The organism is Pseudomonas sp. YuFO8 (assembly GCF_035065025.1).
Lineage (GTDB): Bacteria > Pseudomonadota > Gammaproteobacteria > Pseudomonadales > Pseudomonadaceae > Aquipseudomonas > Aquipseudomonas putida_AE.
The window spans coordinates 48,088-72,419 of record NZ_JAXDEQ010000029.1; the positions used below are offsets into that span (position 1 = coordinate 48,088).

Consider the following 24,332-nt stretch of genomic DNA (forward strand, 5'->3'; position numbering starts at 1 on the left):
GGTCGCGTCGTAGGCTAGTTTTGCCTGCACTACAACGCCAGGTTTCAATGCCTGAATCGCCGTTATCATTCGGTTTTTTCGCCACTCAGGCGTGCAAAAGCCTGACTGCTGCGTGTGACGAAACCTGTATCGGTGCGCATCACAAAAAATGCGCCGATGCCGTGTTTTTCCGCGTAGTCCCAGCCCCGCTCCGGGCCAAGAATCAGCAACAGCGTCGATAAGCCATCGGCCATCAGCGCTGAAGGATGAATCACCGTGACTGACGCCAGGTTGTGTGAGACCGGTGTACCGGTCCGGGCATCGAGGGTGTGGGAAAAACGCTGGCCACCCTGTACGAAATAATGTCGGTAGTCGCCGGACGTGGACAGGCCATAGCCGTCGACGGCGATGATGCGCTCGGTCACCTGCTGATCGTCCCGAGGTTCCTCCAGGGCGATGCGCCAAGGAGTGCCGTCCGGTTTGCGGCCCGCCGCCTTGAGTTCGCCGGTGGCTTCGGCGAGGTAGTCGTGGATGCCCATGGCCTCGAGTTTCGCGGCAATGGTGTCCACCGTGTACCCGGCCGCGATGCTGTTGAAGTCGACTTCGACGGCGGCGTCCTTGCACAGCCGGTCACCGTCGATGCGCAGATGCTCGTGACCGACACGTCGGCGCGCATCGGCCAGCGCTTGGGTAGTGGGGATTTTTTCTTCACGGGCCTGTGGGCCGAAACCCCAAAGATTCAGAAGCGGCTCCACGGTCAAATCGAAAGAGCCCTCGCTTTGCACTGACAACTGCTCGCCGACGCGGACCAATTCGAGGATCGGCGCGGGCATGACCAGACAGTGATTGGCGGGCAAAGCGTTGAAGCGCTCGATGTCCGAGTCGATGCGGTAGGTCGACATTTGCCGGTCGACTTCAGCCAGGATCTTTTCCACCTGAGCCTGGACCTCTGCCGGGGCAGGAAGGCCGGCGTGTCGCACGTACTTGATCGACCAGGTGCTACCCATGGTCGGCCCGCCGAAGCTTTCCATGGATTCGCCATTGCCGCAGGCGGACAAGATGCCAATCAATACCAGAAAAACGGCCTGCCACCTGTTCAACAAATCCCCCACTCCCCAAAGCACTTCCTGACCCAACGCCAAGGTGAGCCATTATGCGATAGAACTGTAGGAGCGAGCTTGCTCGCGAAGGCGTAGTGTCATTCACCAATGATGTTGCCTGACACGCCGCCTTCGCGAGCAAGCCCGCTCCCACAGGGTAATGCTGTTCACTTTAGGTTGGAGGGCTTCAGGTGGATATTTGGATTAGGTGTATATCCCCCAATCCAGTTCTTAACAACACCATGCTTAAGTGAACAGCATTAGCTCCCACAGGGGGGATTTGTGGTGTGAATGAATTGGCGTGGTCAACGTTCCGCCATCTTCAAGGATTGGCTCCACCCTCCCCCCAGCGCCTTGTACAACGTCACTTGATTGATCTCCCGCGCCAACTCCAGCTGCGCCCATTTCTGCTGCGCATCGAACAACGACCGCTGCGCATCCATGGTGGAAAAATAGCTGTCCAGCCCCGATTCGAAACGCAGGCGCGACTGCCGGTAGGCTTCCTGATAATCCCCCACCAGTTTTTTCTGGTACTCGACCTGAGTGAGCATTTCCTGGCGCGCATTCAGGGCATCGGCCGCCTCCCGAAAAGCGTTCTGCACCGTGGCTTCATAGGCCGCCGCCTGGCCGGCGAACCGAGCGTGACTGGCATCGACCTGCGCCCGTCGCGCGCCGCCGTCGAGCAAGGGCAGCGAGCCGGCCAGCGCCACCGACCAGAACTCCGCCGGGCCAGTAAGCAACTGGGAAAACTCTCCGGTCAGGCTGCCCAATGCCGAGGTCAGGGAAAAGGTCGGGAAGTACGCCGTGCGCGCCGCGCCGATATCCGCGTTGGCGGCACGCAGCTGCGCCTCGGCGGACATGATGTCGGGCCGCCGCTCGACCAGCGCCGAAGGCAAACCCGCCGGCACGTCCAGCGTCGCCAACTGCTCCCCCAACGCGCCGGTCGGCAGCAACCCCACCGGCACCGGTTGCCCCACCAACACCCGCAGCGCATTGCTGTCCTGCGCCACTTGCATGCGATAGGTATTGACCTGCACCGCCGCGGTGTTGGTTTGCGCATCCGCCTGATGCACATCGATACGCGCACTGGAACCGAGGTTATAGCTCTTGCGCAACAACTGCCCGTAACGATCCTGGGATTGCCAGGTGTTCTGCGCCAGGTCGAGCAGATGCTGGTTGGCCTTGAGGCTCAGCCAGGTGCTGGCGACTTCGCCGATCAGCGCCAGCCGCGCCGTCTGATAATCCGCCTCGGACGCTTCGAAGCGCGCCCCGGCGGCATTGCGCTGACTGCGGATACGCCCGAACAGGTCCAACTCGTAGGAGGTAAAGCCCGCCGTTGCCTGATAGGTGTTGGCGATACTGCCAGCGGTATCGCCGCCTCCGGGTGTGCGCACCAGCGGCGGCAACTTGCTGCGACCGGCGTAAGTGTCGATGCCGATCGTAGGAAAAAGCCCCGAACGCGCACTGTCATACCCGGCCCGCGCCTCTTCGACACTGGCCGCGAACTGTCGCAGGCTGCGGTTGTTGGCCAGGGCCATGTCGATCAACTGGCGCAGTCGCTCGTCGACCACAAAACCGCGCCAGTCCTTATCGAACGCCTGCTTGCCTTTGCAACATTCACCGGCGGTATTGGCCGGCCATTGCTGGTCGATCGGTGCTTCGGGTTTCTCGTAGGTCGGCTCCAGCGAACAACCACCGAGCAAAAACAATGTCATGAAACATGTAGTGGGCAAGCAACTGTTCATGGCGCGCACCTAAAAACGTTGGCCGAGCAAAGCTCGCAAGGGGGAAAGAAGCAACGACCACAGGCCCGACCGACCGACACTGATGTTCGGCAGCGCCTGTTTACGCGAACGCACAGTGATCGGCCGCCAGCGGGGTGCAGGGACGTAGGTCGGCGCCTTGACCGGCTTGGCGGCACGGGTTGCCAGGCGTTTTTCACCGATCAACGAGCGCTGCAGCAACGTGCCGAAGGCCTGCGCCGGCTGCGCCTTGCTGACCACGTTGATCGTGGCGTCACTGAACAGCCGGGCAATCAGTTGCCGCCGCAGCCCTTCGTCAAGGTCGGCAAACCTCAAGCCCAATTGGTCCTCGCCGTGATTGCGCATGACTTCGACGTCAATCCAACCCAGCTTGTCGACCCACAGCTGCCCGCACAGCCCCGGCTTGATCGAGGAAGCGAAGGCGCAGTTGAGCGACGCACCGCTGAGGGAAATATCCATCAGGCGCCCCGGCAGGACCTTGCCGCCAAAACGAAAACCGGTGGGTTTGTCGAACGGAAACCGCTCTTCGCCATGCAACCGCGGCCGGTCGACACAAGCCACCAGGGTCGCCAGGTTGTACACCAGCGCGACCACCGTCCAGCACAGGTTGAACAGCATGTTGCCGTCGAACGAGGCGGCGGTGCTGATGGCGATGTAGGCGCCAAATTGCGAGAGCAAGGTCAAGGCCAGAAAGAAGCCGAACAGCTTCCAGTGGACCATGGTTTTCGTCCGGTCGAGGCCCTTCGCGGTGACCTTGAACGGCCTGCCGAACGGACGAATCATGGCGCTGGCGATGGTGGCCGTGACCGCCAGCGAGGCAACGATCTGCGTGACCTCGGTAAAGATCGGCAAGGTTCGCCGGTCCGTCACCCAGGTCCCGTAACCCCAGAACGCAATCAGCGCCGGCATGCCGAACGCCAGGAAATCCACCGGATTGGCGTAGAACCCGGCGATGCCGAAGTACCAGTACAGCACCGGCGACACCAGCATCATCAGAATGAACGGCTTGGAAAACCAGTGCATCAGCCCATGGATATAGTGCAGCCGGTCATTGAGCGTGTAGCCGCTGCCGCGCAACGGGCCCTCCTTGAGCAGCGCCACCTGGATCGTGCCCAGGCACCAGCGCCCACGCTGATTGATGTACTCGGTCAAACCTTCGGCAGACAAGCCAATGGACAGGCGCTCGTTCAACCAGCGGGTGGCGTAGCCTTTTTGCAGCAAGCGGTAAGTCGTGTAGATGTCTTCGCAGACCGACCCTGTAGGAAAACCGCCGACTTCGGTGATCAAATCGCGTCGCACCACGAAGGACGTGCCGACACAAAACGCCGCATCCCAACCATCCTTCGCCGGCTGGAACACATCGAAGAACACCCGCTGTTCATCGACCCAGCAGGCCGACGTGCCGAGATTGTGCTGGATCGGGTCGGGGTTGTAGTAGAACTGCGGCGTCTGCACCAGGCCGACCCTGGGATCGTCGAACAGCCCCAGGGTCCGCAGCAGGATCGGTTGCTGCGGTGCAAAGTCGGCGTCGAGCACCAGGATGTACGGCGCGTTGCTGAGGGCCGCCGACTGGCGCAGACCGTTGTTGAGGTTGCCCGCCTTGGCGTGGGAATTGTCGGGGCGCCGCGCGTACTGCACGCCCATTTCGGCGCAGTAGTCGCGCAACCAGTCGCGCCGGGTGTCGTCGAGCACCCAGATGGTGAAGTTCGGGTAGTCGATGGCCTGGGCGGCAATAATGGTTTTTTCGAGGATTTCCAGGCCCTCGTTGTAAGTGGCGATGAAGATATCCACCGCCGGCACCGCGTTGCCTTGCTGGCGCAGGCGGCGTTCGCCGGCATCGGCCGCTTTGTGGTGATCCGTGCGACAGAGCATCACGACGATGGAAAACAGCGTGTAACCGATCGCCAGCATCTCGAAGAACAGGAAGCTGTAGGCCCAGACCGTGGCAAATCCGGAATGACCGTCGGGCAAGGTGTCGCGAATCCGCCAGGCTGCATAGTTGATCAGCAAAAATGCAGTGATGGCACCGAATCCGACCCGCGCGGCCCATTGATCACGATGGGTCAGGCAGGTGAACAGAATCACCGCCGCCAGGGTCCAGAAATTGATTTGCAGCAGTTGCAGCGAGTCCAGTGCCTGCATGTCAGTCAGCCTCTTGCGAACCGGTAAAGGGATTGACGCCGGTGGCAGCAATCGCCGCCCACGCTGTGGCGCCCAAGTGAGGCAGGTGGTAATAGAAGAAATCGTTGCTGACCGAGTCCGGGCCTATGGCCAGCCCGGTACTGATGCGCGCTTGCGGTGTGGCGAACAGCCAACCGTTGCCTGCCTGCTGGGCCAGCAGCACGCTCCACAGCGGCTGGGCTTTCTCACTCAGGCCGCTCAAGCGCGCCACCGCAGCGGCCTGGGCGGTGCCTTCGGTCCACAGGCCATCGGGGTCGCGGTTGAACCCGTAACCTTCGCCGGCACGGTGAGCGTGGTCGATGAAGGCGAAGACTCGTCGCCAGTCCTTGGGCGGCTCATGCAGGGCGATCAAGGGCCAGATCTGCGCATCCAGCCCCGAGCGCACGCGGTCCGAGGTCTGGCCATCCGCGCCAGTGCCGATCAGGAAGCGGCCTTCCCCGGCATCCCATTGGCTCGAGACAAACTGCCGGGCGATCCGTGCCTGTTTCGCCGCATCCTGATTCGGCGCCACCGCGTCGAGTGCCGACCACGCCGCGGCGAGGTCGACGTTGTGCTCAGTGGATTTCCAGTTCTGCTGTACCTGCTTGTCAAAATACCCGTAGTAGCCGCCACTAAAGCCGGCCGGCGATTGCCCGTCGTAGGTGTTTTGCTGCGACCAGTGCAGGGCTTTGCGCGCGGCCGCAAGGTATGACGCCTCGCCGCTCTGTCGATAGGCCTCCAACAAGGCCAGTGCCGCCCAGGCCTGGTTACCGGTGGCGCTGCTGACCTGATAGGCGTCCTGGTTCCAGGCGTTGCGCTCGACACTCCAATAGCCCGGCAACTTCATCGACGGCGCCGCCACCGGGCCGGCGGCATAGGCGTTGCGCAAGCGTCCGTCCTGGTACTCCGGATCGTGCAGTGTGGCGAACGCCAATGCATCGGCAATCCGCCGCGCCGATTCGGCCTTGCCGCAGGCAAACAGGGCAATGCTGGCCAGTGCGTTGTCGTAAGTAAACGCCACCCCGCGCAACGCCAGGATCGGCGCAGGCTGGCCATCCAGCGGCGGATAACTGGCCACCAGTACCGGGCCCGCCGGCTGTGATGCCACGGCCTGATCCAGGGCGGCGCAGGTCATTGCCGCCAGTTGCGGCCGGGCTTGCGCAGCCCATCCGCTTGCCGCACCGGTCATCAACATCAGCCCCACCATCGCTCGCAATAAAATGCTCATGGCCGCGAGACCTCGGCACTGGCCCACAACCCCGGGTTACAGGTCATGGCGCGCTGGCTGTCCGTGAGGTCGGCGGCAAAGGTGCCGACCACGTACACCGAATTCTGCTCGGCATAGGGAAACGGCACGCTGTAGGTATTGGCGCGGATGTCCGAAGCGCTGGACAACAACTGCACCACACTGGCCTTGAGCGGCTGGTCGAGGCCGCGGATTTTCACGGTGAGCACGCTGTCGCGGTCGATCTTGCTGGCCATGCGCTCGGGGAACACCGCGATCACGTAGCTCTGCGCGCAATCGGTGGCCCGCAGCAGAGTCGAGCCGGCCTGCACCAGGGTGCCTTGGGGGGCGAGCAGTTCCTGGACGGTACCCGGCGAATACGCCACGACGTCGTAGCCGGCCATCAACTTGATCCGGTTCTGCTCCGTATCGATCAGCTGGTTGAGGTTGGCGAGTTCCTGTTGATAGGTCGCCCGGTTGCGCGCCTGATTCTCCAGGCTGAGCTTGAGCGTAGTCATCTGCGCGTTGAGATCGAACATGCGCAGCTGATCGGGATCGAGGTAGACCCGCTTGTTGGCGGCGCTGACGTCACCATCGGTGATGCGCAACTGCGAACGCACAGACTCGGCCGCGCCCTGCAACGAAGCCAGCTGCGCTTTCGACGAAGCCACCACCGCCCCACTGACCGCCCCCTGGACGAACAACTCGAGATTGCGCTCGACCGTTTCCTGGGCATCGATCAACCGCGCACTGGCGGCACTGTTCTCGGCTTTCAGGGCTTTTTGCGTGTAGAGCTGGCGGGTATGGAAGGCGGCCTGGTATTGCTGGCTGGTCTTCTCCAGTTCCTCGTAATAGCGCTGATCGTGCTCGGCCTGGCTGACCGAAGACGACAGCTGCTGCTCCAACGTCAGGCGCCGGGTTTGCAGGGTCAACAAGGTTTCCTGGTTCGCCCGCGGGTTTTCCACCACGGCAATCTTCTGGCCCTGGCTAAACGTCACACCGGGCTTGACCGCCAAAGAACTCACCACCCCATCGATTGGCGTGGTCAGCAAAATCACCGGCGCATTCAGAATCGCCCGGGTGGCAGAGGCCGACACCAGCGGCATGAGCAAAGTGGATAGCAACAGCCAGACAACAAACCCCAGCACACCCAACCCCACCAGGCGCGGTAACAGGGACAATAACTTCGATCGTTCTTCCGCCATGTTCGACTCTCCCGATAGACCAACCGCATTTCAGCCAGGCAATAGCAGGCCTGGCTGCGAAAACACTTTTGGCAGGGTGAGCAAAACGTAATTGATCTGTGCACGACAATTAAGCCGACGCTAGTTTATGTGATTTTTATTGTGATGTGAGCGGGAATGTGATTCCCGTCTTTTTGGAGAGTTGCTGTAAAGCATGACTTTGGTATTGCCCGAGGCAGAGCGGGCGGTGTCATGGGCGACACTAGATTCAGTGCTTTGGGGTGTCAAGTAAATGAATGGAACAATTGAATGACGTCAAATATGTAGCGGGTTTATGATTGGATCCACGCCATGCATTAGTCGGCAAGCTGTTATTTTTATTGGTGGTTTTTATTTTTTATTGCGAATTGAACTTTTTATCGGATTTTAAATAATTATTAAATGATGACTGGAAAGATTAAAATGATATAAGTCAGTCACAATCGATACAGGAGACAGCCTGCATTCATGCTTTGGCGCCTTTCAGGGGCGCGCGTGGTCCGTGGTGCATTGTTTCAAGCGATCCGCATCAGTACCGCTGCCTTCGCTGTGATCAATATCGCCATTTGCATCAAGATAGATGTGCGTAGTGGACCATTTCGGGGATATATTGACGCAGTGCCGGAGATCCTTATCATTCCACCAAGAGATCTCCATGAAAAACTTCTCATCTGGAAACAAGAACCCATAATCCCGTGTACTGCTGCCTGGGGGAAGGCGCCCTTTGTAAATCCGGTGCTGTACATTCCAGATGAACCGCAGTTCATCCACGCCGTTCTTGGAGTAATGGACCGTTGAAACAGGCAGCACAATAATTCGCCAGAGGACAATTATCAAAAACACCAGCAGGGGAATTAATAGCGGTAGCAGCAGAATCCATAGCCACCGAATGTAACATAATCTGGATTTATTTGCTGAGGTGCACACGGACTTCACCCCCCAATTTTATCGAGCAATTCCCAACACTTCATTCATGATGATCAGCGCTATTGTCCGAAGCCAATTTTGGCGCCTATCAGGGGCGCGCGGTATCCGTGATACATTGTTTCAAGCGATCCAAATCAGTGCCGCTGGTTTCGCTGAGATCAATATCGCCATTGGCATCAAGATAGATATCCGTATTGGGCCACTTCGGAGTTATGTTTACGCAATGGGCGCGAACACTTTTACTCCACCAGGAGATTTCCATAAAAAATTTATCATCCGGAAATAGATGGCCGTTATCGACTGTGCCTCCGCCGGGCTGCATTCCTCCTTTGTATACCCGATCCTGGACATTCCAAATATATCTGAGCTCCTCCTTTCCACTCTCGGGATAGTGGATAGTTACCGTAGGTAATGCAATATCCCAATGACTGATGGCCAGATACACAACTGGAATCCACAACCACTTTTTGAGAGATCTACCTCTTTTATGTACAGGAGTGAACACGTACTCCATCCCCCCAGTTTTCAGGTGCAACTGCCAGCACTTCGCTCATAATGATCTGAGCTGTTACCCCGCCGCTAGCGTATCGACTGGCGAGTTTCACACCGATACTTATTGCCACCCTATCAGCTATATCGTCAAATGCCCGCAGCCCATCAAATAGATTCGCAGTTAAATGCGGACCTGGGTACTTCTTACTGTCTTCAATCCACCGTTTTGTGTCCGAGCCAATTTGTTCAACTCCAGCACCATCCAACAATACGCTTTCTGAAAGCCCACCCGCTATGCCGACGTATCCATAATGGATGTTCGACCAAATATCGTAGTAATACTCGTATAGGCCCTGCTTGTGCCGGACGTTATCGTCGTACATCGCCCTCAGCTTCGGCTTGTGGTCCCACTCCATATTTTGACCCACTTGCTTAGTCCAGATCGCCATCGCCTGAAGCTTTAGCGTCCATTCGATGCCGTTGAAATTCGGTGGTCCGGCCAGCCTGGCGTACCAGAGTAACGACCGAAACTTCCTGGCTTCTGCACCGCTGTCGTAGCTCAACAGCTCTTTCATTTTCAACACGGCCGGATGCTTGATGTTCCGACTCATCTCGCCAGCGATGTAACTGGCCAACGTTTCCATTTGGTCTGGATGGTTACAGACTTTGCTTCCACCAAGGTCGCCGGGTTGGATAACGACTTGATCTGCCAGCTTCGGACTAACCACCTGGGGCCTGGTAGTGAAGCTGTTAGCCACCGGGGTCGCCGGTGAGCTTGCGACCCTGGTGGCCGGCTGCGCAGCGCCTTCATTGCTTTGATAGGTGGCCGTGAGCACTGTGGGGATCAGTCGGGCTTTACAGGGGCAATTGCTGTAACTGTCCAGCGTACCCGCCATGGCCTTGCCATGACTGATCATGTGCGAAACGCCACCGACAATCCGATAGGTCTTCCCGTCTTCTCCACAGGTGACTCGATCACCGTCGCGGGCGTGGGCAATGCCATACATCATGATCCGGGTGTCACCATCGAGAACCTTGCCACCACAGGTGGTTCGGTCATTCAAACCGATGAAATGTCCTTCTTTCATTGGATTCCCACTCCCTTACTTTCGGCCGAGTCCGGAAAGTTTGCGAAGATGGGTTGTGATCCCCCCTCAATTAAGCAAGGTTTGTCCAGACTTCGCAGAGACGCTGGAGAATATGAGGGCTGCAAGCGTGCATTCATTTCAAACTCCTTATCCTTGGAAGGTGTTCAGAAATGATGCAGCGGACGCTGACAGCATTGCGACTGCGACGGCGAATTCAAAAAGACGAATCAGACGTTTCGTCAAACTAAACAGTCTTTTTCCTACAGGAGTGCTTCCAGGACGGAGTTACTCGGTAAGAAAAGTCTAAAAGGCGCACAAATAAAAACGCCCCGACCAAGGTCGGGGCGTTTTCATGTGCAGCTAAAGGCTTAGCGCGGGAATGCTGGCGGGTTTACACCGGCCATGTCTTCCATTACGCGAACCACCTGGCAGCTGTAACCGAACTCGTTGTCGTACCAGACGTACAGTACAACGCGGTTATCCTGGGTGATGGTCGCTTCAGCGTCCACAACGCCTGCGTGGCGCGAGCCAACGAAGTCGGTGGAAACCACTTCCTGCGAATTGACGTAGTCGATCTGCTTGTGCAGGTCCGAGTGCATGGCCATCTGGCGCAGGTACTCGTTGATCTCTTCGCGGGTGGTGGCCTTTTCCAGGTTCAGGTTCAGGATGGCCATCGACACGTTCGGCGTAGGAACACGAATCGCGTTGCCGGTCAGCTTGCCCTTGAGCACTGGCAGCGCCTTGGCGGCTGCGGTGGCGGCACCGGTTTCGGTGATGACCATGTTCAGCGGCGCGGCGCGGCCACGACGGCTGCCCTTGTGGAAGTTGTCGATCAGGTTCTGGTCGTTGGTGAACGAGTGAACGGTTTCGACGTGGCCGTTGACGATGCCGAACTTGTCATTCACAGCCTTCAGCACCGGCACGATGGCGTTGGTGGTGCAGGAAGCAGCCGAGATGATCTTGTCGTCAGGGCTGATGTCGCCATGGTTGATGCCGTGCACGATGTTCTTCAGCGCGCCCTTGCCAGGTGCGGTGAGGATAACCCGTGCAGCGCCCGGGCAGGCCAGGTGCTGGCCCAGGCCGTCGGCGTCACGCCATACGCCGGTGTTGTCGACGATCAGCGCGTTTTCGATGCCGTACTGGGTGTAGTCGACTTCGGCCGGGCTCTTGGCGTAGATAACCTGGATCAGGTTGCCGTTGGCGGTGATGGTGTTGTTGGCTTCATCAATGGTGATGGTGCCATCGAACGGACCATGGACCGAGTCGCGACGCAGCAGGCTGGCGCGTTTTACCAGGTCGTTCTCGGCGCCCTTGCGGACGACGATGGCGCGCAGGCGCAGGCCGTCGCCGCCACCGGTTTTCTCGATCAGGATGCGCGCCAGCAGACGGCCGATACGACCGAAGCCGTACAGGACAACGTCGGTGCCTTTGCGGGCGGAGGCGTTCTGCTGGCCAACCACATCGGCCAGTTCTTCACGGACGAACTGCTCGGCAGTACGGCCATTGCCTTCAGCCTTGAATTTGGCTGCCAGCTTGCCCAGGTCTACCGAAGCGGCGCCGAGCTTGAGCTCGCTCATCGCCTTGAGCAGCGGGAATGTTTCGTGGACGGACAGCTCGGTATCGTCGGTTTGACGGTGACGAGCAAAGCGGTGAGCTTTGAGAATCGCAATGACTGAACGATTGATCAGGCTGCGGCCATAGATCGAGCTCACCACATTGTTATTGCGGTAGAGCTGACCGATAAGCGGAATCATCGCTTCTGCGAGTGCTTCACGGTCGATCCATTCACCAAGACACTGGTCGGGCTTCTGAGTCACGGGAACCTTCCACATGTAGGGGCAGAAAAAAGGGGCTACATTATGCCGCCGTAAGCCTCGTGTAGCAATGCGCGCCTGTCGTGCGATCAGTAACAATTTTTCCTTCAAAAAAATCACGCATCGCTGGAACCCAATGAAACCGGGGCTTTCAGCGCAGTCAATTTTTTGGAGACAACGCTACCTTGTCCGTAACCCTCCGTAACACCTGCTGGTTTTACCACTACATATTCTGGTTTTTACGGTAAAAAACAGTGGTTTTTTGTCTTTACCACTACATTTCGCCAAACCTGCGTAATAGACACAGTCTGCAACTGACAGGCGGCACCCGGGACCGCTACAATTACCGACTTTGTCGCAACGCTTGGAGCTCAACCTTCCGTGCCCGTTCTGCGTCTACCGCTTCTCCCTGCCGCGGCAGGTAAACAGCACTGGGGCAACCTGCCCGGTGCCGCCCTGAGCCTGGCCATCGCCGAGGCTGCCAGCGCTGCCAAGCGCTTTACCCTGCTGCTCACCGCCGACAGCCAAAGTGCCGAACGGCTGGAACAGGAGCTGAGTTTCTTCGCCCCGGATTTGCCCGTACTGCATTTCCCCGACTGGGAAACCCTGCCCTACGACCTGTTCTCGCCGCACCAGGACATCATTTCCCAGCGCATCGCCAGCCTGTACCGGCTGCCCGAGCTGTCGCACGGCGTGCTGGTGGTGCCGATCACCACCGCCCTGCACCGCCTGGCGCCGACCAAGTTCCTGCTCGGTAGCAGCCTGGTGCTGGATGTCGGCCAGAAACTCGACGTCGAGCAGATGCGCAGTCGTCTCGAGGCCACCGGCTATCGCTACGTCGATACCGTGTACGAGCATGGCGAATTCACCGTGCGCGGCTCGCTGATCGACCTGTTCCCGATGGGCAGCAAGTTGCCCTATCGCATCGATCTGTTCGACGACGAAATCGAAACCCTGCGCACCTTCGACCCGGAAAACCAGCGCTCCATCGACAAGGTCGATTCGGTCAAGCTGCTGCCGGCCAAGGAATTCCCGCTGCAGAAAGAGGCCGTCACCCGCTTCAAGGCGCGCTTTCGCGAGCGTTTCGATGTCGACTTCCGGCGCTGCCCGATCTTCCAGGACCTGAGCAGCGGGATTACCCCGGCCGGTATCGAGTACTACCTGCCGCTGTTCTTCGAAGAAACCTCGACCCTGTTCGATTACCTGCCCCAGGACACGCAAGTGTTCTCCCTGCCAGGCATCGAACAGGCGGCGGAAAACTTCTGGAACGACGTGCGCAATCGTTATGAAGAGCGGCGTGTCGATCCATCCCGTCCTTTATTGCCGCCCGCCGAACTGTTCCTGCCGGTGGAAGACTGCTTCGCGCGCCTGAAGAACTGGCCACGGGTAGTGGCGAGTCAACAGGATGTGGAAACCGGCGCCGGCCGCGAACGCTTTCCTGCCCGGGAATTGCCGAACCTGGCGATCGAAGCCAAGGCCACCCAACCCTTGGCGGCGCTGGCCGGCTTCCTCGACGAATTCCCCGGTCGCGTACTGTTTACCGCCGAGTCCGCGGGCCGTCGTGAAGTGCTGCTGGAACTGCTCGAACGCCTGAAGCTGCGCCCCAAGACCGTTGACAGCTGGCCGGACTTCGTCGCCGGCAAGGAGCGCCTGGCGATCACCATCGCGCCGCTGGACGAAGGTTTGCTGCTGGACGATCCGGCCCTGGCGCTGGTCGCCGAAAGCCCGTTGTTCGGCCAGCGCGTGATGCAGCGCCGGCGCCGGGAGAAACGCGCCGACGCCAACAACGATGCGGTCATCAAGAACCTCACCGAGCTGCGCGAAGGCGCGCCGGTGGTGCACATCGACCACGGCGTCGGTCGTTACCTGGGCCTGGCCACCCTGGAAATCGACAACCAGGCCGCCGAATTCCTCGCCCTGGAATACGCCGAGGGCGCCAAGCTGTACGTGCCGGTGGCCAACCTGCACCTGATCGCCCGCTACACCGGCAGCGACGACGCCCTCGCCCCGCTGCATCGCCTGGGTTCCGAGACCTGGCAAAAAGCCAAGCGCAAGGCCGCCGAACAGGTGCGCGACGTCGCGGCTGAATTGCTCGACATCTATGCGCGCCGCGCCGCCCGTGAAGGGTATGCCTTCGCCGACCCGAAAGCCGATTACGCCACCTTCAGCGCCGGTTTCCCGTTCGAAGAAACGCCGGACCAGCAAACGACTATCGAAGCGGTGCGCGAAGACATGCTCGCGCCCAAGCCGATGGACCGCCTGGTGTGCGGCGACGTCGGCTTCGGCAAGACCGAAGTGGCCATGCGCGCCGCGTTCATTGCCGTGCACGGCGGTCGCCAGGTGGCGATCCTGGTGCCCACTACCCTGCTCGCCCAGCAGCACTACAACAGCTTCCGCGACCGCTTCGCCGACTGGCCGGTGAGCGTGGAAGTGATGAGCCGCTTCAAGTCGGCCAAGGAAGTGAATGCCGCGGTCGCGGACCTCGCCGAAGGCAAGATCGACATCGTCATCGGCACGCACAAGCTGCTGTCCGACGACGTAAAAATCAAGAACCTCGGGCTGGTGATCATCGACGAAGAACACCGCTTCGGTGTCCGTCAGAAAGAACAGCTCAAGGCCCTGCGCAGCGAAGTCGACATCCTCACCCTGACCGCCACGCCGATTCCGCGCACGCTAAACATGGCCGTGTCGGGCATGCGCGACCTGTCGATCATCGCCACGCCGCCGGCCCGGCGCCTGTCGGTGCGCACCTTCGTCATGGAGCAGAACAAGAGCACGGTCAAAGAGGCCCTGCTCCGTGAGCTGCTGCGTGGCGGCCAGGTGTATTACCTGCACAACGATGTGAAGACCATCGAGAAATGCGCCGCCGACCTCGCCGAACTGGTGCCGGAAGCGCGGATCGGCATCGGCCATGGGCAGATGCGCGAGCGCGAGCTCGAACAGGTGATGAGCGACTTCTACCACAAGCGCTTCAACGTGCTGATCGCCTCGACCATCATCGAGACCGGCATCGACGTGCCGAGCGCCAACACCATCATCATCGAGCGCGCCGACAAGTTCGGCCTGGCGCAACTGCACCAGTTGCGCGGCCGCGTCGGGCGCAGTCACCACCAGGCCTACGCCTACCTGCTGACGCCGCCGCGCCAGCAGATCACCGCAGACGCGGAAAAGCGCCTGGAAGCGATCGCCAACACCCAGGACCTCGGCGCGGGCTTCGTGCTCGCCACCAACGACCTGGAAATCCGTGGTGCCGGCGAATTGCTCGGCGACGGGCAAAGCGGGCAGATCCAGGCAGTCGGTTTCACGCTGTACATGGAAATGCTCGAGCGCGCGGTGAAGTCGATCCGCAAGGGCGAACAACCCAACCTCGATCAGCCGCTGGGCGGCGGTCCGGAAGTCAACTTGCGCGTACCGGCGTTGATTCCCGAGGACTATCTGCCGGACGTCCATGCCCGCCTGATTCTCTACAAGCGCATCGCCTCGGCCACCGATGAGGAAGGCCTCAAGGACTTGCAGGTGGAGATGATCGACCGCTTCGGCCTGTTGCCGGAGCCGACCAAGAACCTGATGCGCATCACCGCCCTGAAATTGCAGGCCGAGTTGCTGGGCATCAAGAAAGTCGACGGCGGCCCGCAAGGTGGTCGAATCGAGTTTGCGACACAAACCCCGGTCGACCCGCTGACCCTGATCAAGCTGATCCAGAGCCAGCCCAAACGCTACAAATTCGAAGGGGCGACGATGTTCAAGTTCCAGGTCCCGATGGAGCGCTCGGAAGAGCGCTTTAATACTGTAGAGGCGCTGTTTGAGCGCCTCATTCCGAAAACTGCTTGAAGGACGCCGCATGCGCCTGTTTCGCTCACTGACCTTGTTGACAATGTTAATAACAGCACTGGTCACCCCGTCGGTCTTTGCCGATGATCTGTATCAGATTGAAATGATTCTGGTGCGGCAGAACGCCGTGCCGGCGATTGTCAGCCGTGCCGCGCCGGAAGACTGGGCCGCTGGCGCACAAGCCGTCAGCCCTGACAGCCTGCGCACGCCGAGCCTCAATGGCGAAGTGGAAAAACTGACCGCCAGCAATGAATACACCGTGCTGCTGCACAAAGCCTGGCAGCAGACCCTCGGCGAAACACCGGTCAAGGTCGCGGTCAGCGACGGCAAGGAGCAGTTCGGCCAGTACCCGATTGAAGGCACCCTGAACATGACGCTTGGACGCTTCACCGATGTGGACGCCGACTTCTGGGTCAACCAGTTCAACGACGAAGGCCTGGTCACCGCCAGCGAACGCCTGAAACAGGAAAGCCACACCAAGAACGGCCAGCTCAACTTCCTCGACAACGGCCACCTGGGCCTGCTGATCAAGATCACCTCGTTGACGGCGCCCGCTCCCCGGGAAGCCCCTGAAGTCGTTCCGGACTGATTGAAGCCCCCATGTCCGCGACGACCCTGAGCAAACCCCTGGCACCTTCCTGGGTCAGCCGATTCAAGGAACAGAGCCTGGAGCGTGGTCGCCGCTACGCACTGGAAAATCGCGTCAGGATCGTCGAGGTCGGCGACGCGACCATCACCGCGGCATGCGAAGGCTCTGGCGGCAACGTTTACCGTCAGACCATTCGCCTGCGCGAGTCGGCCAAAGGCACCTTGCTGATGGTCGATGCCACCTGCTCCTGTCCGGTCCACAGCAACTGCAAACATTGCGCGGCGGTGCTCCTGCAAGTCCAGGAAACCCTCGACTACCCCGCCGCCGCCAAAGACGCCGAACTCCTGGAAAAACTCCAGGCGGTGCTGGAAAACCGTAGCCCCAAGGCACCACCGCAAGTCCTGGTGGACAACGTGCAACCGGTACCGCGCCTGTGGCTGGCGAGCATCGAATTCAGCGCCTTCGAACCGCGCAACGGGCGGATGCAGCGTTACATCCAGCATCGCGCGGCGCTGTCCTTCAGTTATCTGGACGAATACGTTTCAGGCCAGAAGAATTCCGACATCCTGATTCGCCAGGAGACCCAGACCCTACGGATAAAACGCCACCCGGATGTGGAACAGTCCTACCGCGAACAACTGCGAATCCTCGGCTTCAAGATTGCCACCCGGCAAAGCAAGGCCCTGCCGGAAAGCGCAGGCGAACTGTATGAGATGGTCAATGACAGCGCCTGGTTGACCTTCACCCTCAATGAACTGCCGAAGTTGCGCACCCAGGGCTGGGAACTGCTGATCAACGAGGACTTCGGATTCGACCTGACCGCCGTGGACGATTGGTACGCCACGGTCGAACAGGCGCCGGAGCGGGACTGGTTCGACCTGGAACTGGGGATCATCGTCAATGGCGAGCGGCTGAGCCTGCTGCCGATCCTGCTGAACCTGATGCGCTCGCACACCGAACTGCTCAACCCGGAACGCCTGGCACGGCGGCGCGACGACGAGCTGATCCTGGTCAACATCCCCAACCGGCCGAACGCCGATCACGGCCCCTTGCAAGTCGCCCTGCCCTTCGGCCGCCTGAAACCGGTACTGGCGACGCTCGGCGAGTTTTACCTGCAAGAGCCGGGTGAAACCGCACTGCGCCTGAGCAAGGCCGACGCCACGCGCCTCAATGCGCTGGAAGACCTGCCGCTGCTCTGGGAAGGTGGCGAGCAGATCCGCACCTTTGCCCAGCGCCTGCGCGACATCAAGGACTACACCGCCACAGCTCCGGACGGCTTGAATGCAACCCTGCGCCCGTATCAGCTTGAAGGCCTGAGCTGGATGCAGTCGTTGCGGCAACTGGAAGTCGGCGGCATCCTCGCCGATGACATGGGCCTGGGCAAAACCCTGCAGACCCTGGCGCACATGCTCAGCGAGAAGAACGCCGGGCGCCTCGACCGGCCCTGCATGGTGGTGATGCCCACCAGCCTGATTCCCAACTGGCTCGACGAAGCCGCGCATTTTACCCCGCAACTCAAGGTGCTGGCACTGTACGGCGCCAGCCGCAAAAAGCATTTCGACAACCTGGCCGACTACGACCTGATCCTGACCACCTACGCGTTGCTGCCCAAGGACGTCGACCGCCTGGCGGCGCAGCCGTTGCACGTCCTGGTGCTGGATGAAGCGCAGTACATCAAGAACCCGAACAGCAAGGCCGCCCAGGCCGCCCGTGAGTTGAACGCCCGCCAGCGCCTGTGCCTGAGCGGCACGCCACTGGAAAACCACCTGGGCGAGCTCTGGTCGCTGTTTCATTTCCTGCTGCCCGGTTGGCTCGGCGACGTGAAAAGCTTCAACCGCGATTACCGCGTCCCGATTGAAAAGCGCACCAGCGAAGTACGACTGCAACACCTCAACGGTCGGATAAAACCTTTCCTGCTGCGCCGCACCAAGGAACAGGTGGCCACCGAGCTGCCACCGAAAACCGAGATCATCCATTGGGTCGAGCTCAACGAAACCCAGCGCGACCTGTACGAAACCATGCGCCTGGCCATGGACAAGAAAGTCCGTGACGAAATCACCCGCAAAGGCGTGGCCCGCAGCCAGATCATCATCCTCGAGGCGCTGCTCAAGCTGCGCCAGGTGTGTTGCGATCTGCGCCTGGTCAATGACGCGCCCCTTCCGACGCGGGGCAGCACCTCGGGCAAGCTCGACAGCCTGATGGAAATGCTCGAAGAGCTGTTCGAGGAAGGCCGGCGGATCCTGCTGTTCTCGCAGTTCACTTCGATGCTGGCCTTGATCGAGGTCGAACTGAAGAAACGCGGTGTTGAATATGCCTTGTTGACCGGACAGACCCGCGACCGTCGTGCGCCGGTGAAGGAATTCCAGAGCGGCAAGCGTCAGATCTTTCTCATCAGCCTGAAAGCCGGCGGCGTCGGCCTGAACCTGACGGAAGCGGACACCGTGATTCATTACGACCCCTGGTGGAATCCGGCCACGGAAAACCAGGCCACCGACCGTGCCTATCGCATTGGCCAGGAGAAGCCGGTATTTGTCTACAAGCTGATCGCGCGCGGCACGGTGGAAGAGAAGATTCAACATCTGCAGAAGGAGAAATCCGACCTGGCGGCGGGCGTGCTGGATGGGCGTCAGGCGGGGGATTGGAAGTTGCAGAGCGATGATATTGAAGCGTTGTTTGCGCCGTTGCCGGACAAGCTGGAGAAGTAGCAAAATTCGAACTGTAGGAGCCGGCTTGCCGGCGAAGGCGGTCGTGAATTTTGAGCTGGGCTTCAGGACCCCTTCGCTGGCAAGCCAGCTCCTACAGGTCAGTCGCTTGTCGATCCTATGAGCACCCGCGACAACGTCGACCTCACCTTACTCATCCCCTCCTTCAACGCCTGTTCGATCCCGGCCATGCTGATCACCGTCGCCGACTTGCCCGCCGCCGGGTTCACCACCAGCGCCAGGCAGGCGTAATCCAGTTCCAGCTCGCGGGCCAGGGCCGCTTCCGGCATCCCGGTCATGCCAACGATGTCGCAGCCATCGCGTTCCAGGCGCAGGATCTCGGCGGCGGTTTCCAGCCGCGGACCCTGCATGCAGGCATACACACCCTGATCGCTGAAACCAATGCCTTCGGCCACCAACGCGGCAATCAAGCGCTGACGCAGCGATTCACTGTAGGGGTAGCTGAAGTCGATATGGGTGACCGGCTCCAGGTCATCGGCAAAGTAGCTGTGCTCGCGACCGCTGGTGTAGTCGATCAATTGATGCGGCACGCAGAAATGCCCGGTACCCATCGCTGCGTTAATGCCGCCCACCGCGTTGACCGCAATTATCGCCTCGGCACCGGCCTGCTTCAGCGCCCAGAGATTGGCCCGGTAATTCACCCGGTGCGGGGCAAAACGGTGCGGCTGGCCATGCCGGGCGAGAAACAGCACTTCGTGGCCGGCGTACTCGCCGATCTGCACCTCGGCAGACGGCGCGCCGTAGGGAGTGTCCAGCGCCAATGACTGACGAATGTCCAGGCCTTCCAGCCGGGTCAGGCCGGTACCGCCGATAATCGCGTAGACCGTCATGGCGCCCCTCCGTTAATCAATAAGCTGTGCATCCCTGAGCGCGCCCACGGCTGCGAGCCAGCGCGGATCCTGGCGGTACTCGGTGCTCGCAAACGCCTGGCCACGCATACGCGCAATGCGCGCCGACGGCTTGACCTTAAGACGCTGGGCGGCGCTCAAAGCCAGTTCGGCGGCCGCACGGTCGTTGCACACCAGGCCCATGTCGCACCCGGCGGTCAGTGCTGCTTCGATACGGCTGGCGGCATCGCCCACCACATGGGCACCGGCCATGGACAGATCGTCGCTGAAGATCACGCCGTCGAATTGCAGCTCGCCACGCAGGATGTCCTGCAGCCAGCGCCGGGAGAAGCCCGCTGGCTGCGCATCGACCTGTGGATAAATAACGTGGGCAGGCATGACGGCGGCCAACTGCTGGCTCAGTCTGGCGAAAGGCACCAGGTCGTGGGCGCGGATCTGCTCAAGGCTGCGCTCGTCATTGGGGATCGCGACGTGGGAATCCGCCTCGGCCCAACCGTGGCCGGGAAAATGCTTGCCGGTGGCGGCCATGCCTGCGGTGTTCATGCCGCGAATGAACGCACCGGCCAGCAATGCGGCACGTTCTGGATCAGCTTCGAACGAACGGGTCCCGACCACGGCGCTACGCTGGTGATCGAGATCCAGCACCGGGGCGAAGCTCAGGTCCAGGCCCACGGCCAGCACCTCGGTGGCCATGATCCAGCCGCACTGCTCGGCCAGGTATTCGGCGTTGGGGTTATCGGCAATGGCGCGCATCGCCGGCAGTCGCACGAAGCCCTGGCGCAGGCGCTGCACCCGTCCACCCTCCTGGTCCACCGCCAGCAGCAGGTCGGGACGAATGGCGCGGATCGCCGCGCTCAGCTCGCGCACCTGGCGCGGATGCTCGATGTTGCGGGCGAAAATGATCAGGCCGCCCACCTCGGGCTGGCGCAACAATTGGCGATCTTCAGCGGTCAGCCAGGTACCGGCGACGTCCACCATCAACGAGCCTTGCAGGCCAGCAGTCATAGCAATTCCTTGATAACGATAAACCCGGCTCGCAGCGATGCACCGCCCTGGGTTGTACCCGGGAGGTCGATGATCATGAGCGGGAACGGGTTGACAACGAGAGTCGGCATGGGCGGCTAGCTTATCGGATGTAAGCAGCCGCGCCCACCCATGAGCGGTTAAACCTTGGCGGCAACCGGTGTCGATTTGCTACGAGGACGCAGCTGCGCGGTGGCCATGGCCGAGTCGGTGACCCCGGATTCGGCACGCATGCCGGCCGCCAGGAACGGCACCATCAGGCGCATGACCTGTTCGATGGAGGTGTTGACCCCGAAGTCGGTTTCGGCGATGGCACGCAAGGCCTTGATACCGGACATGCTGAACGCTGCCGCTCCGAGCATGAAGTGCACGCGCCAGAACAGTTCGATCGGCGGGATCCTCGGCGCGGCCTCGTTGACCAGCATCATGTAGCGGCGAAACACCTTGCCATACATGTCTTCCAGATAACGACGCAAATGCCCCTGGCTCTGGCTGAAGGCCAGCCCGAGCAAACGCATGAAGATCGACAGGTCGTTGCCGCTGCGCGGCTGCACCACCAGGGCCTGCTCGACGAGGATTTCCAGCAGCTCCTCGAGGGAAGGCTTGTTTTCAGGCCTGGCCTGGCGCCGCTCCAGCTCTTTATCGAGGCTGAGGCAGAATGGCCCCAAAAAGCGCGAGAAGACCGCCTGGATCAGCGCCTTCTTCGAACCGAAGTGATAGTTCACCGCCGCGAGATTGACACCCGCCTTGCTGGTGATCAAACGCAATGAGGTTTCAGCGAAACCTTTTTCCGCGAACAACTGCTCGGCAGCATCGAGAATGCGTTCAACGGTTTCCGACTGGGCCATGGCTACTCCGCCTGACAAACACTTGTTTGAAACATACGTTTCAGCCCGTGCATTGTCAAGTCTGGCAGTTCGTTTCGGGAATGGTCGGTCAGACATTTAACCACACAACCGCAAAGCTTCCATCAGCCCGTTGCGCGACCGTCTGGCGGCGGAGAAAAAAAGGGGCATTGCCAAGACCGTTTCACTGTATATAATCCCAGTCACTGTATAAAAAGACAGAGCGATCAATATGCTAAAGCTGACGCCACGCCAAGCCGAGATTCTGGCCTTCATCAAACGCTGCCTGGAAGACAACGGTTACCCGCCGACCCGTGCGGAAATCGCTCAGGAACTGGGTTTCAAATCGCCCAACGCGGCAGAAGAACACCTCAAGGCGCTGGCCCGCAAGGGCGCGATCGAGATGACCCCGGGCGCTTCGCGCGGCATTCGCATTCCCGGCTTCGAGGCCAAGGCCGACGATTCCAGCCTGCCGATCATTGGCCGGGTCGCCGCCGGCGCGCCGATCCTCGCCCAGCAACACGTTGAAGAGTCCTGCAACATCAACCCTGCGTTCTTCCACCCGCGCGCCGATTACCTGCTGCGGGTGCACGGCATGAGCATGAAGGATGTGGGTATCTTCGACGGCGACCTGCTGGCCGTCCACACCACCCGCGAAGCCCGCAACGGCCAGATCGTGGTGGCGCGGATCGGCGACGAAGTCACCGTCAAGCGCTTCAAGCGCGACGGCAGCAAAGTCTGGTTGATGGCCGAAAACCCCGAGTTTGCCCCTATCGAAGTGAACCTTAAAGATCAGGAACTGGTGATCGAAGGCTTGAGCGTCGGCGTCATTCGCCGCTAAAGGAGGCTTTATGCAGTTCCCACAGACACCACAGCAAGCCCAACTGCCGCTACTGTTCGAGGCGTTCATGGCACAGCCATTGGCGCCGATCCTGAAGGAAGTGGTCGAGTCGCCCTGGAGCGCCGAGCCCGAGGTCTTCAGTGAGTTGTCTCTGCGTGGTGCAGCCGGGAATTGCCTGAACCTTCTGGCGCCTATCCTGCGCGAGCTCAGCCAGGACCAGGATGCCCGCTGGCTGACCCTGATCGCCCCGCCCGCCAGCCTGACCCAGACCTGGTTGCGGGACGCCGGCCTCAATCGCGAGCGCATCCTGCTGCTGCAACCCCGGGGCACCCAGAGCGCCCAGCAACTGACTTGTGAGGCACTTCGCCTCGGCCGCAGCCACACCGTGGTTAGCTGGCTCAACCCGTTGAACGCAAACTCACGGCAACAGCTGATCAGCGCCGCCCGGATCGGGGACGCTCAAAGCCTGAATATTCGTCTGGGGTAACGGCGCACAGTGAAGGTGCGGGGCTTCTACAAGGACGGAGAAGCCAATGGGAGACAGTGTCGGTAAAAACCGACGGGCGGGGTCAATGAAGGACCCGCGGCCCCTCTTCCTTTTCAAAATCGCCTTCAACCAGGCGCCCTGCCATTTGCACGCCGACACTCAACATCGCCTTGGCGACTTCTACGTGCTGGCCTTGCAGGAACGCTTTGGCATCCTCGGAGAAATCCAAAGTAACCAGAGAACCCTCGTCCTCAGCCCTGCGCAGCTCGATTCGGCCGTCTGGTAACTCGACAATTTCTAGAAAGGACGTTGGCATAAAGGTCTGTTCTCCACGAAAGGCGGGCATTATATAGGCATCGGCCAGGCTTCGCTCGGGATCTTGACCAGATGCCATCGCGAAATCAGCTCAGGGGCAGAGCAAACAACCCTGCGGGTCGTTCGCTGCACCCTTCACTCCCTCAGCACTCGTTCAAGCCTTCGCGAAAACGGACGGCCAGGCTTTTCAAGTTCTGCCGCCAACTCTCAAGCTCCTCACGGCCCAGCTCCTGAGGTGCCTCTTCTTCATCCAGGTTGACTGCCAGGATCAACGGCTGCGTCACATCACCCTTGGGCTTGTGCGGCGCCCGTGGCGGCTGAAACAACGCGGCATGGGCAGCCAACAGTTTGGCCAGCCAGGTTTCCGGGTTGTTGGCCAGCTCGACCATCTCGGCCATTTCCGGAATTGCGATGCTTTCCAGTACTTCACGAGTCAGCAAGGATTCGGCCCGGGAGGCATTGGCTTGGGGCAAACGATAGAAACCGGCAATCTCGTGACACAACCCCAGCAAGGCACCATACAGGTGAAATAACGCCGATTCTCGCCCCGCCTGAATCAGCGCCAGGGAATTCATCGCCCGCCCCTCTTCGGCCTTGGCGAGCGCTTCCAGCGACAAGCCGGCGAAATAAATCTTCTGGTTGGTACGGGTATAGAGCTCGTGGGCCATGACGGCAGCCTCCACAACGAAATAATTGCTTCACGCAGGTCAGACAGTGTCGTGGATCAACTCCCTTTGCCGCAAGCATTGTCTAATCCTGAAGCAGATACCGGCCCAATAAATCTCTCCGTAGGAGCAAGCGGTGCTGCGTTCCGACTTGCCGGCGCCATCGTCGGAACGCCGCCCGCAGCAAGCCGGCTCCTACAGGTAAATGCGTACGGCTCCCGATCAGGCCGGCCGGTAGGCCGCCTCGCTTTGGCTTTGGCTTTGGCTTTGGCTTTTGATCTGGCTTTTGATTTTCTTGCCACATCGAGAGGCCGAGTGGAGGTTCTGCGCAGTGGGCCCTGTAGGAGCAGCCGGTCGACGCTCGATTGCTCGCGAAAAACCTGAGAGCACCGCG

The 24,332-nt window shown here is 60.3% G+C and carries 19 protein-coding genes; 6 read left to right on the top strand and 13 right to left on the bottom strand.

The features are described from left to right. Nucleotides 1–65 precede the first annotated feature (65 nt). The 5 genes from SOP95_RS22590 to SOP95_RS22610 all read right to left on the bottom strand — a co-directional run bounded on the left by SOP95_RS22590 (nucleotide 66) and on the right by SOP95_RS22610 (nucleotide 7,432). Nucleotides 66–1,010, bottom strand: a complete 945-nt coding sequence (locus SOP95_RS22590; protein ID WP_323608378.1) for an FAD:protein FMN transferase — start codon at nucleotides 1,008–1,010, stop codon at nucleotides 66–68. 374 nt (nucleotides 1,011–1,384) lie between these two features. Then, on the bottom strand, nucleotides 1,385–2,824 hold the full coding sequence (locus SOP95_RS22595; protein WP_323608380.1) for an efflux transporter outer membrane subunit: 1,440 nt from the start codon (nucleotides 2,822–2,824) through the stop codon (nucleotides 1,385–1,387). Nucleotides 2,825–2,833: 9 nt separating this feature from the next. Continuing rightward, nucleotides 2,834–4,984, bottom strand: coding sequence for a glycosyltransferase family 2 protein (locus SOP95_RS22600; RefSeq protein WP_323608381.1), 2,151 nt, complete (start codon nucleotides 4,982–4,984; stop codon nucleotides 2,834–2,836). Between the two features lies 1 nt (nucleotide 4,985). After that, entirely contained in the window at nucleotides 4,986–6,230 is a 1,245-nt protein-coding gene (locus tag SOP95_RS22605) for a hypothetical protein (protein WP_274077070.1), read from the bottom strand. Then, nucleotides 6,227–7,432 (bottom strand): HlyD family efflux transporter periplasmic adaptor subunit, encoded by a 1,206-nt coding sequence (locus SOP95_RS22610; protein WP_323608383.1) that lies wholly within the window; start codon nucleotides 7,430–7,432, stop codon nucleotides 6,227–6,229. The genes SOP95_RS22605 and SOP95_RS22610 overlap by 4 nt, the downstream gene beginning before the upstream one ends. 486 nt (nucleotides 7,433–7,918) lie before the next feature. On the opposite strand from SOP95_RS22610, the gene SOP95_RS22615 reads away from it, so the two are divergent. Further along, on the top strand, nucleotides 7,919–8,248 hold the full coding sequence (locus tag SOP95_RS22615) for a hypothetical protein (RefSeq protein WP_274077072.1): 330 nt from the start codon (nucleotides 7,919–7,921) through the stop codon (nucleotides 8,246–8,248). A 217-nt stretch (nucleotides 8,249–8,465) separates the two neighbouring features. On the opposite strand, the gene SOP95_RS22620 is transcribed toward SOP95_RS22615, so the two are convergent. The 3 genes from SOP95_RS22620 to SOP95_RS22630 all read right to left on the bottom strand — a co-directional run bounded on the left by SOP95_RS22620 (nucleotide 8,466) and on the right by SOP95_RS22630 (nucleotide 11,789). Beyond that, nucleotides 8,466–8,822, bottom strand: coding sequence for a hypothetical protein (locus tag SOP95_RS22620; RefSeq protein ID WP_274077073.1), 357 nt, complete (start codon nucleotides 8,820–8,822; stop codon nucleotides 8,466–8,468). 40 nt (nucleotides 8,823–8,862) lie between these two features. Further along, complete coding sequence (locus SOP95_RS22625) at nucleotides 8,863–9,957, bottom strand: polymorphic toxin type 44 domain-containing protein (protein ID WP_323608386.1); 1,095 nt, start codon at nucleotides 9,955–9,957, stop codon at nucleotides 8,863–8,865. A 368-nt stretch (nucleotides 9,958–10,325) separates the two neighbouring features. Further along, nucleotides 10,326–11,789: a glyceraldehyde-3-phosphate dehydrogenase gene (locus SOP95_RS22630; protein ID WP_274077075.1), complete on the bottom strand. Its 1,464-nt coding sequence runs from the start codon at nucleotides 11,787–11,789 to the stop codon at nucleotides 10,326–10,328. A 363-nt stretch (nucleotides 11,790–12,152) separates the two neighbouring features. Here SOP95_RS22630 and mfd point away from each other — a divergent pair, with 363 nt between their 5' ends. The 3 genes from mfd to SOP95_RS22645 are packed head-to-tail and all read left to right on the top strand — an operon-like array spanning nucleotide 12,153 to nucleotide 18,896. Beyond that, complete coding sequence (gene mfd / locus SOP95_RS22635; protein ID WP_323608388.1) at nucleotides 12,153–15,602, top strand: transcription-repair coupling factor; 3,450 nt, start codon at nucleotides 12,153–12,155, stop codon at nucleotides 15,600–15,602. Nucleotides 15,603–15,612: 10 nt separating this feature from the next. After that, nucleotides 15,613–16,191: a CsiV family protein gene (locus SOP95_RS22640; RefSeq protein ID WP_274077077.1), complete on the top strand. Its 579-nt coding sequence runs from the start codon at nucleotides 15,613–15,615 to the stop codon at nucleotides 16,189–16,191. Nucleotides 16,192–16,202: 11 nt separating this feature from the next. Beyond that, entirely contained in the window at nucleotides 16,203–18,896 is a 2,694-nt protein-coding gene (locus tag SOP95_RS22645; RefSeq protein ID WP_323608389.1) for a DEAD/DEAH box helicase, read from the top strand. Between the two features lie 98 nt (nucleotides 18,897–18,994). On the opposite strand, the gene SOP95_RS22650 is transcribed toward SOP95_RS22645, so the two are convergent. The 3 genes from SOP95_RS22650 to SOP95_RS22660 all read right to left on the bottom strand — a co-directional run bounded on the left by SOP95_RS22650 (nucleotide 18,995) and on the right by SOP95_RS22660 (nucleotide 21,633). Continuing rightward, entirely contained in the window at nucleotides 18,995–19,744 is a 750-nt protein-coding gene (locus tag SOP95_RS22650) for an S-methyl-5'-thioinosine phosphorylase (RefSeq protein WP_323608390.1), read from the bottom strand. A 12-nt stretch (nucleotides 19,745–19,756) separates the two neighbouring features. Further along, nucleotides 19,757–20,767, bottom strand: a complete 1,011-nt coding sequence (nagZ, locus tag SOP95_RS22655) for a beta-N-acetylhexosaminidase (protein WP_323608391.1) — start codon at nucleotides 20,765–20,767, stop codon at nucleotides 19,757–19,759. 158 nt (nucleotides 20,768–20,925) lie between these two features. Continuing rightward, on the bottom strand, nucleotides 20,926–21,633 hold the full coding sequence (locus SOP95_RS22660; protein WP_274077081.1) for a TetR/AcrR family transcriptional regulator: 708 nt from the start codon (nucleotides 21,631–21,633) through the stop codon (nucleotides 20,926–20,928). Between the two features lie 229 nt (nucleotides 21,634–21,862). Here SOP95_RS22660 and lexA point away from each other — a divergent pair, with 229 nt between their 5' ends. Together lexA and sulA are read left to right on the top strand one after the other, a co-directional pair. Continuing rightward, the gene (lexA, locus tag SOP95_RS22665; RefSeq protein WP_274077082.1) at nucleotides 21,863–22,471 is read left to right on the top strand and encodes a transcriptional repressor LexA; all 609 of its coding nucleotides are present in this window, start codon (nucleotides 21,863–21,865) and stop codon (nucleotides 22,469–22,471) included. Nucleotides 22,472–22,481: 10 nt separating this feature from the next. Beyond that, nucleotides 22,482–22,958, top strand: a complete 477-nt coding sequence (sulA, locus tag SOP95_RS22670) for an SOS-induced cell division inhibitor SulA (RefSeq protein ID WP_323608392.1) — start codon at nucleotides 22,482–22,484, stop codon at nucleotides 22,956–22,958. An 82-nt stretch (nucleotides 22,959–23,040) separates the two neighbouring features. On the opposite strand, the gene SOP95_RS22675 is transcribed toward sulA, so the two are convergent. Both SOP95_RS22675 and SOP95_RS22680 read right to left on the bottom strand, forming a co-directional pair. After that, nucleotides 23,041–23,274 (bottom strand): hypothetical protein, encoded by a 234-nt coding sequence (locus SOP95_RS22675; RefSeq protein ID WP_274077098.1) that lies wholly within the window; start codon nucleotides 23,272–23,274, stop codon nucleotides 23,041–23,043. Nucleotides 23,275–23,416: 142 nt separating this feature from the next. Further along, nucleotides 23,417–23,941, bottom strand: a complete 525-nt coding sequence (locus SOP95_RS22680) for a DUF6586 family protein (RefSeq protein ID WP_274077084.1) — start codon at nucleotides 23,939–23,941, stop codon at nucleotides 23,417–23,419. Between the last annotated feature and the right edge of the window lie 391 nt (nucleotides 23,942–24,332).

What these genes read in the sequence shown, in the direction of transcription:
- SOP95_RS22590 (WP_323608378.1), bottom strand. Translation starts at nt 1,010, where the DNA reads ATGGAAAGCTTCGGCGGGCCGACCATGGGTAGCACCTGGTCGATCAAG.
- SOP95_RS22595 (WP_323608380.1), bottom strand. Translation starts at nt 2,824, where the DNA reads ATGAACAGTTGCTTGCCCACTACATGTTTCATGACATTGTTTTTGCTC.
- SOP95_RS22600 (WP_323608381.1), bottom strand. Translation starts at nt 4,984, where the DNA reads ATGCAGGCACTGGACTCGCTGCAACTGCTGCAAATCAATTTCTGGACC.
- SOP95_RS22605 (WP_274077070.1), bottom strand. Translation starts at nt 6,230, where the DNA reads ATGAGCATTTTATTGCGAGCGATGGTGGGGCTGATGTTGATGACCGGT.
- SOP95_RS22610 (WP_323608383.1), bottom strand. Translation starts at nt 7,432, where the DNA reads ATGGCGGAAGAACGATCGAAGTTATTGTCCCTGTTACCGCGCCTGGTG.
- SOP95_RS22615 (WP_274077072.1), top strand. Translation starts at nt 7,919, where the DNA reads ATGCTTTGGCGCCTTTCAGGGGCGCGCGTGGTCCGTGGTGCATTGTTT.
- SOP95_RS22625 (WP_323608386.1), bottom strand. Translation starts at nt 9,957, where the DNA reads ATGAAAGAAGGACATTTCATCGGTTTGAATGACCGAACCACCTGTGGT.
- SOP95_RS22630 (WP_274077075.1), bottom strand. Translation starts at nt 11,789, where the DNA reads ATGTGGAAGGTTCCCGTGACTCAGAAGCCCGACCAGTGTCTTGGTGAA.
- SOP95_RS22640 (WP_274077077.1), top strand. Translation starts at nt 15,613, where the DNA reads ATGCGCCTGTTTCGCTCACTGACCTTGTTGACAATGTTAATAACAGCA.
- SOP95_RS22645 (WP_323608389.1), top strand. Translation starts at nt 16,203, where the DNA reads ATGTCCGCGACGACCCTGAGCAAACCCCTGGCACCTTCCTGGGTCAGC.
- SOP95_RS22650 (WP_323608390.1), bottom strand. Translation starts at nt 19,744, where the DNA reads ATGACGGTCTACGCGATTATCGGCGGTACCGGCCTGACCCGGCTGGAA.
- nagZ (WP_323608391.1), bottom strand. Translation starts at nt 20,767, where the DNA reads ATGACTGCTGGCCTGCAAGGCTCGTTGATGGTGGACGTCGCCGGTACC.
- SOP95_RS22660 (WP_274077081.1), bottom strand. Translation starts at nt 21,633, where the DNA reads ATGGCCCAGTCGGAAACCGTTGAACGCATTCTCGATGCTGCCGAGCAG.
- lexA (WP_274077082.1), top strand. Translation starts at nt 21,863, where the DNA reads ATGCTAAAGCTGACGCCACGCCAAGCCGAGATTCTGGCCTTCATCAAA.
- sulA (WP_323608392.1), top strand. Translation starts at nt 22,482, where the DNA reads ATGCAGTTCCCACAGACACCACAGCAAGCCCAACTGCCGCTACTGTTC.
- SOP95_RS22675 (WP_274077098.1), bottom strand. Translation starts at nt 23,274, where the DNA reads ATGCCAACGTCCTTTCTAGAAATTGTCGAGTTACCAGACGGCCGAATC.
- SOP95_RS22680 (WP_274077084.1), bottom strand. Translation starts at nt 23,941, where the DNA reads ATGGCCCACGAGCTCTATACCCGTACCAACCAGAAGATTTATTTCGCC.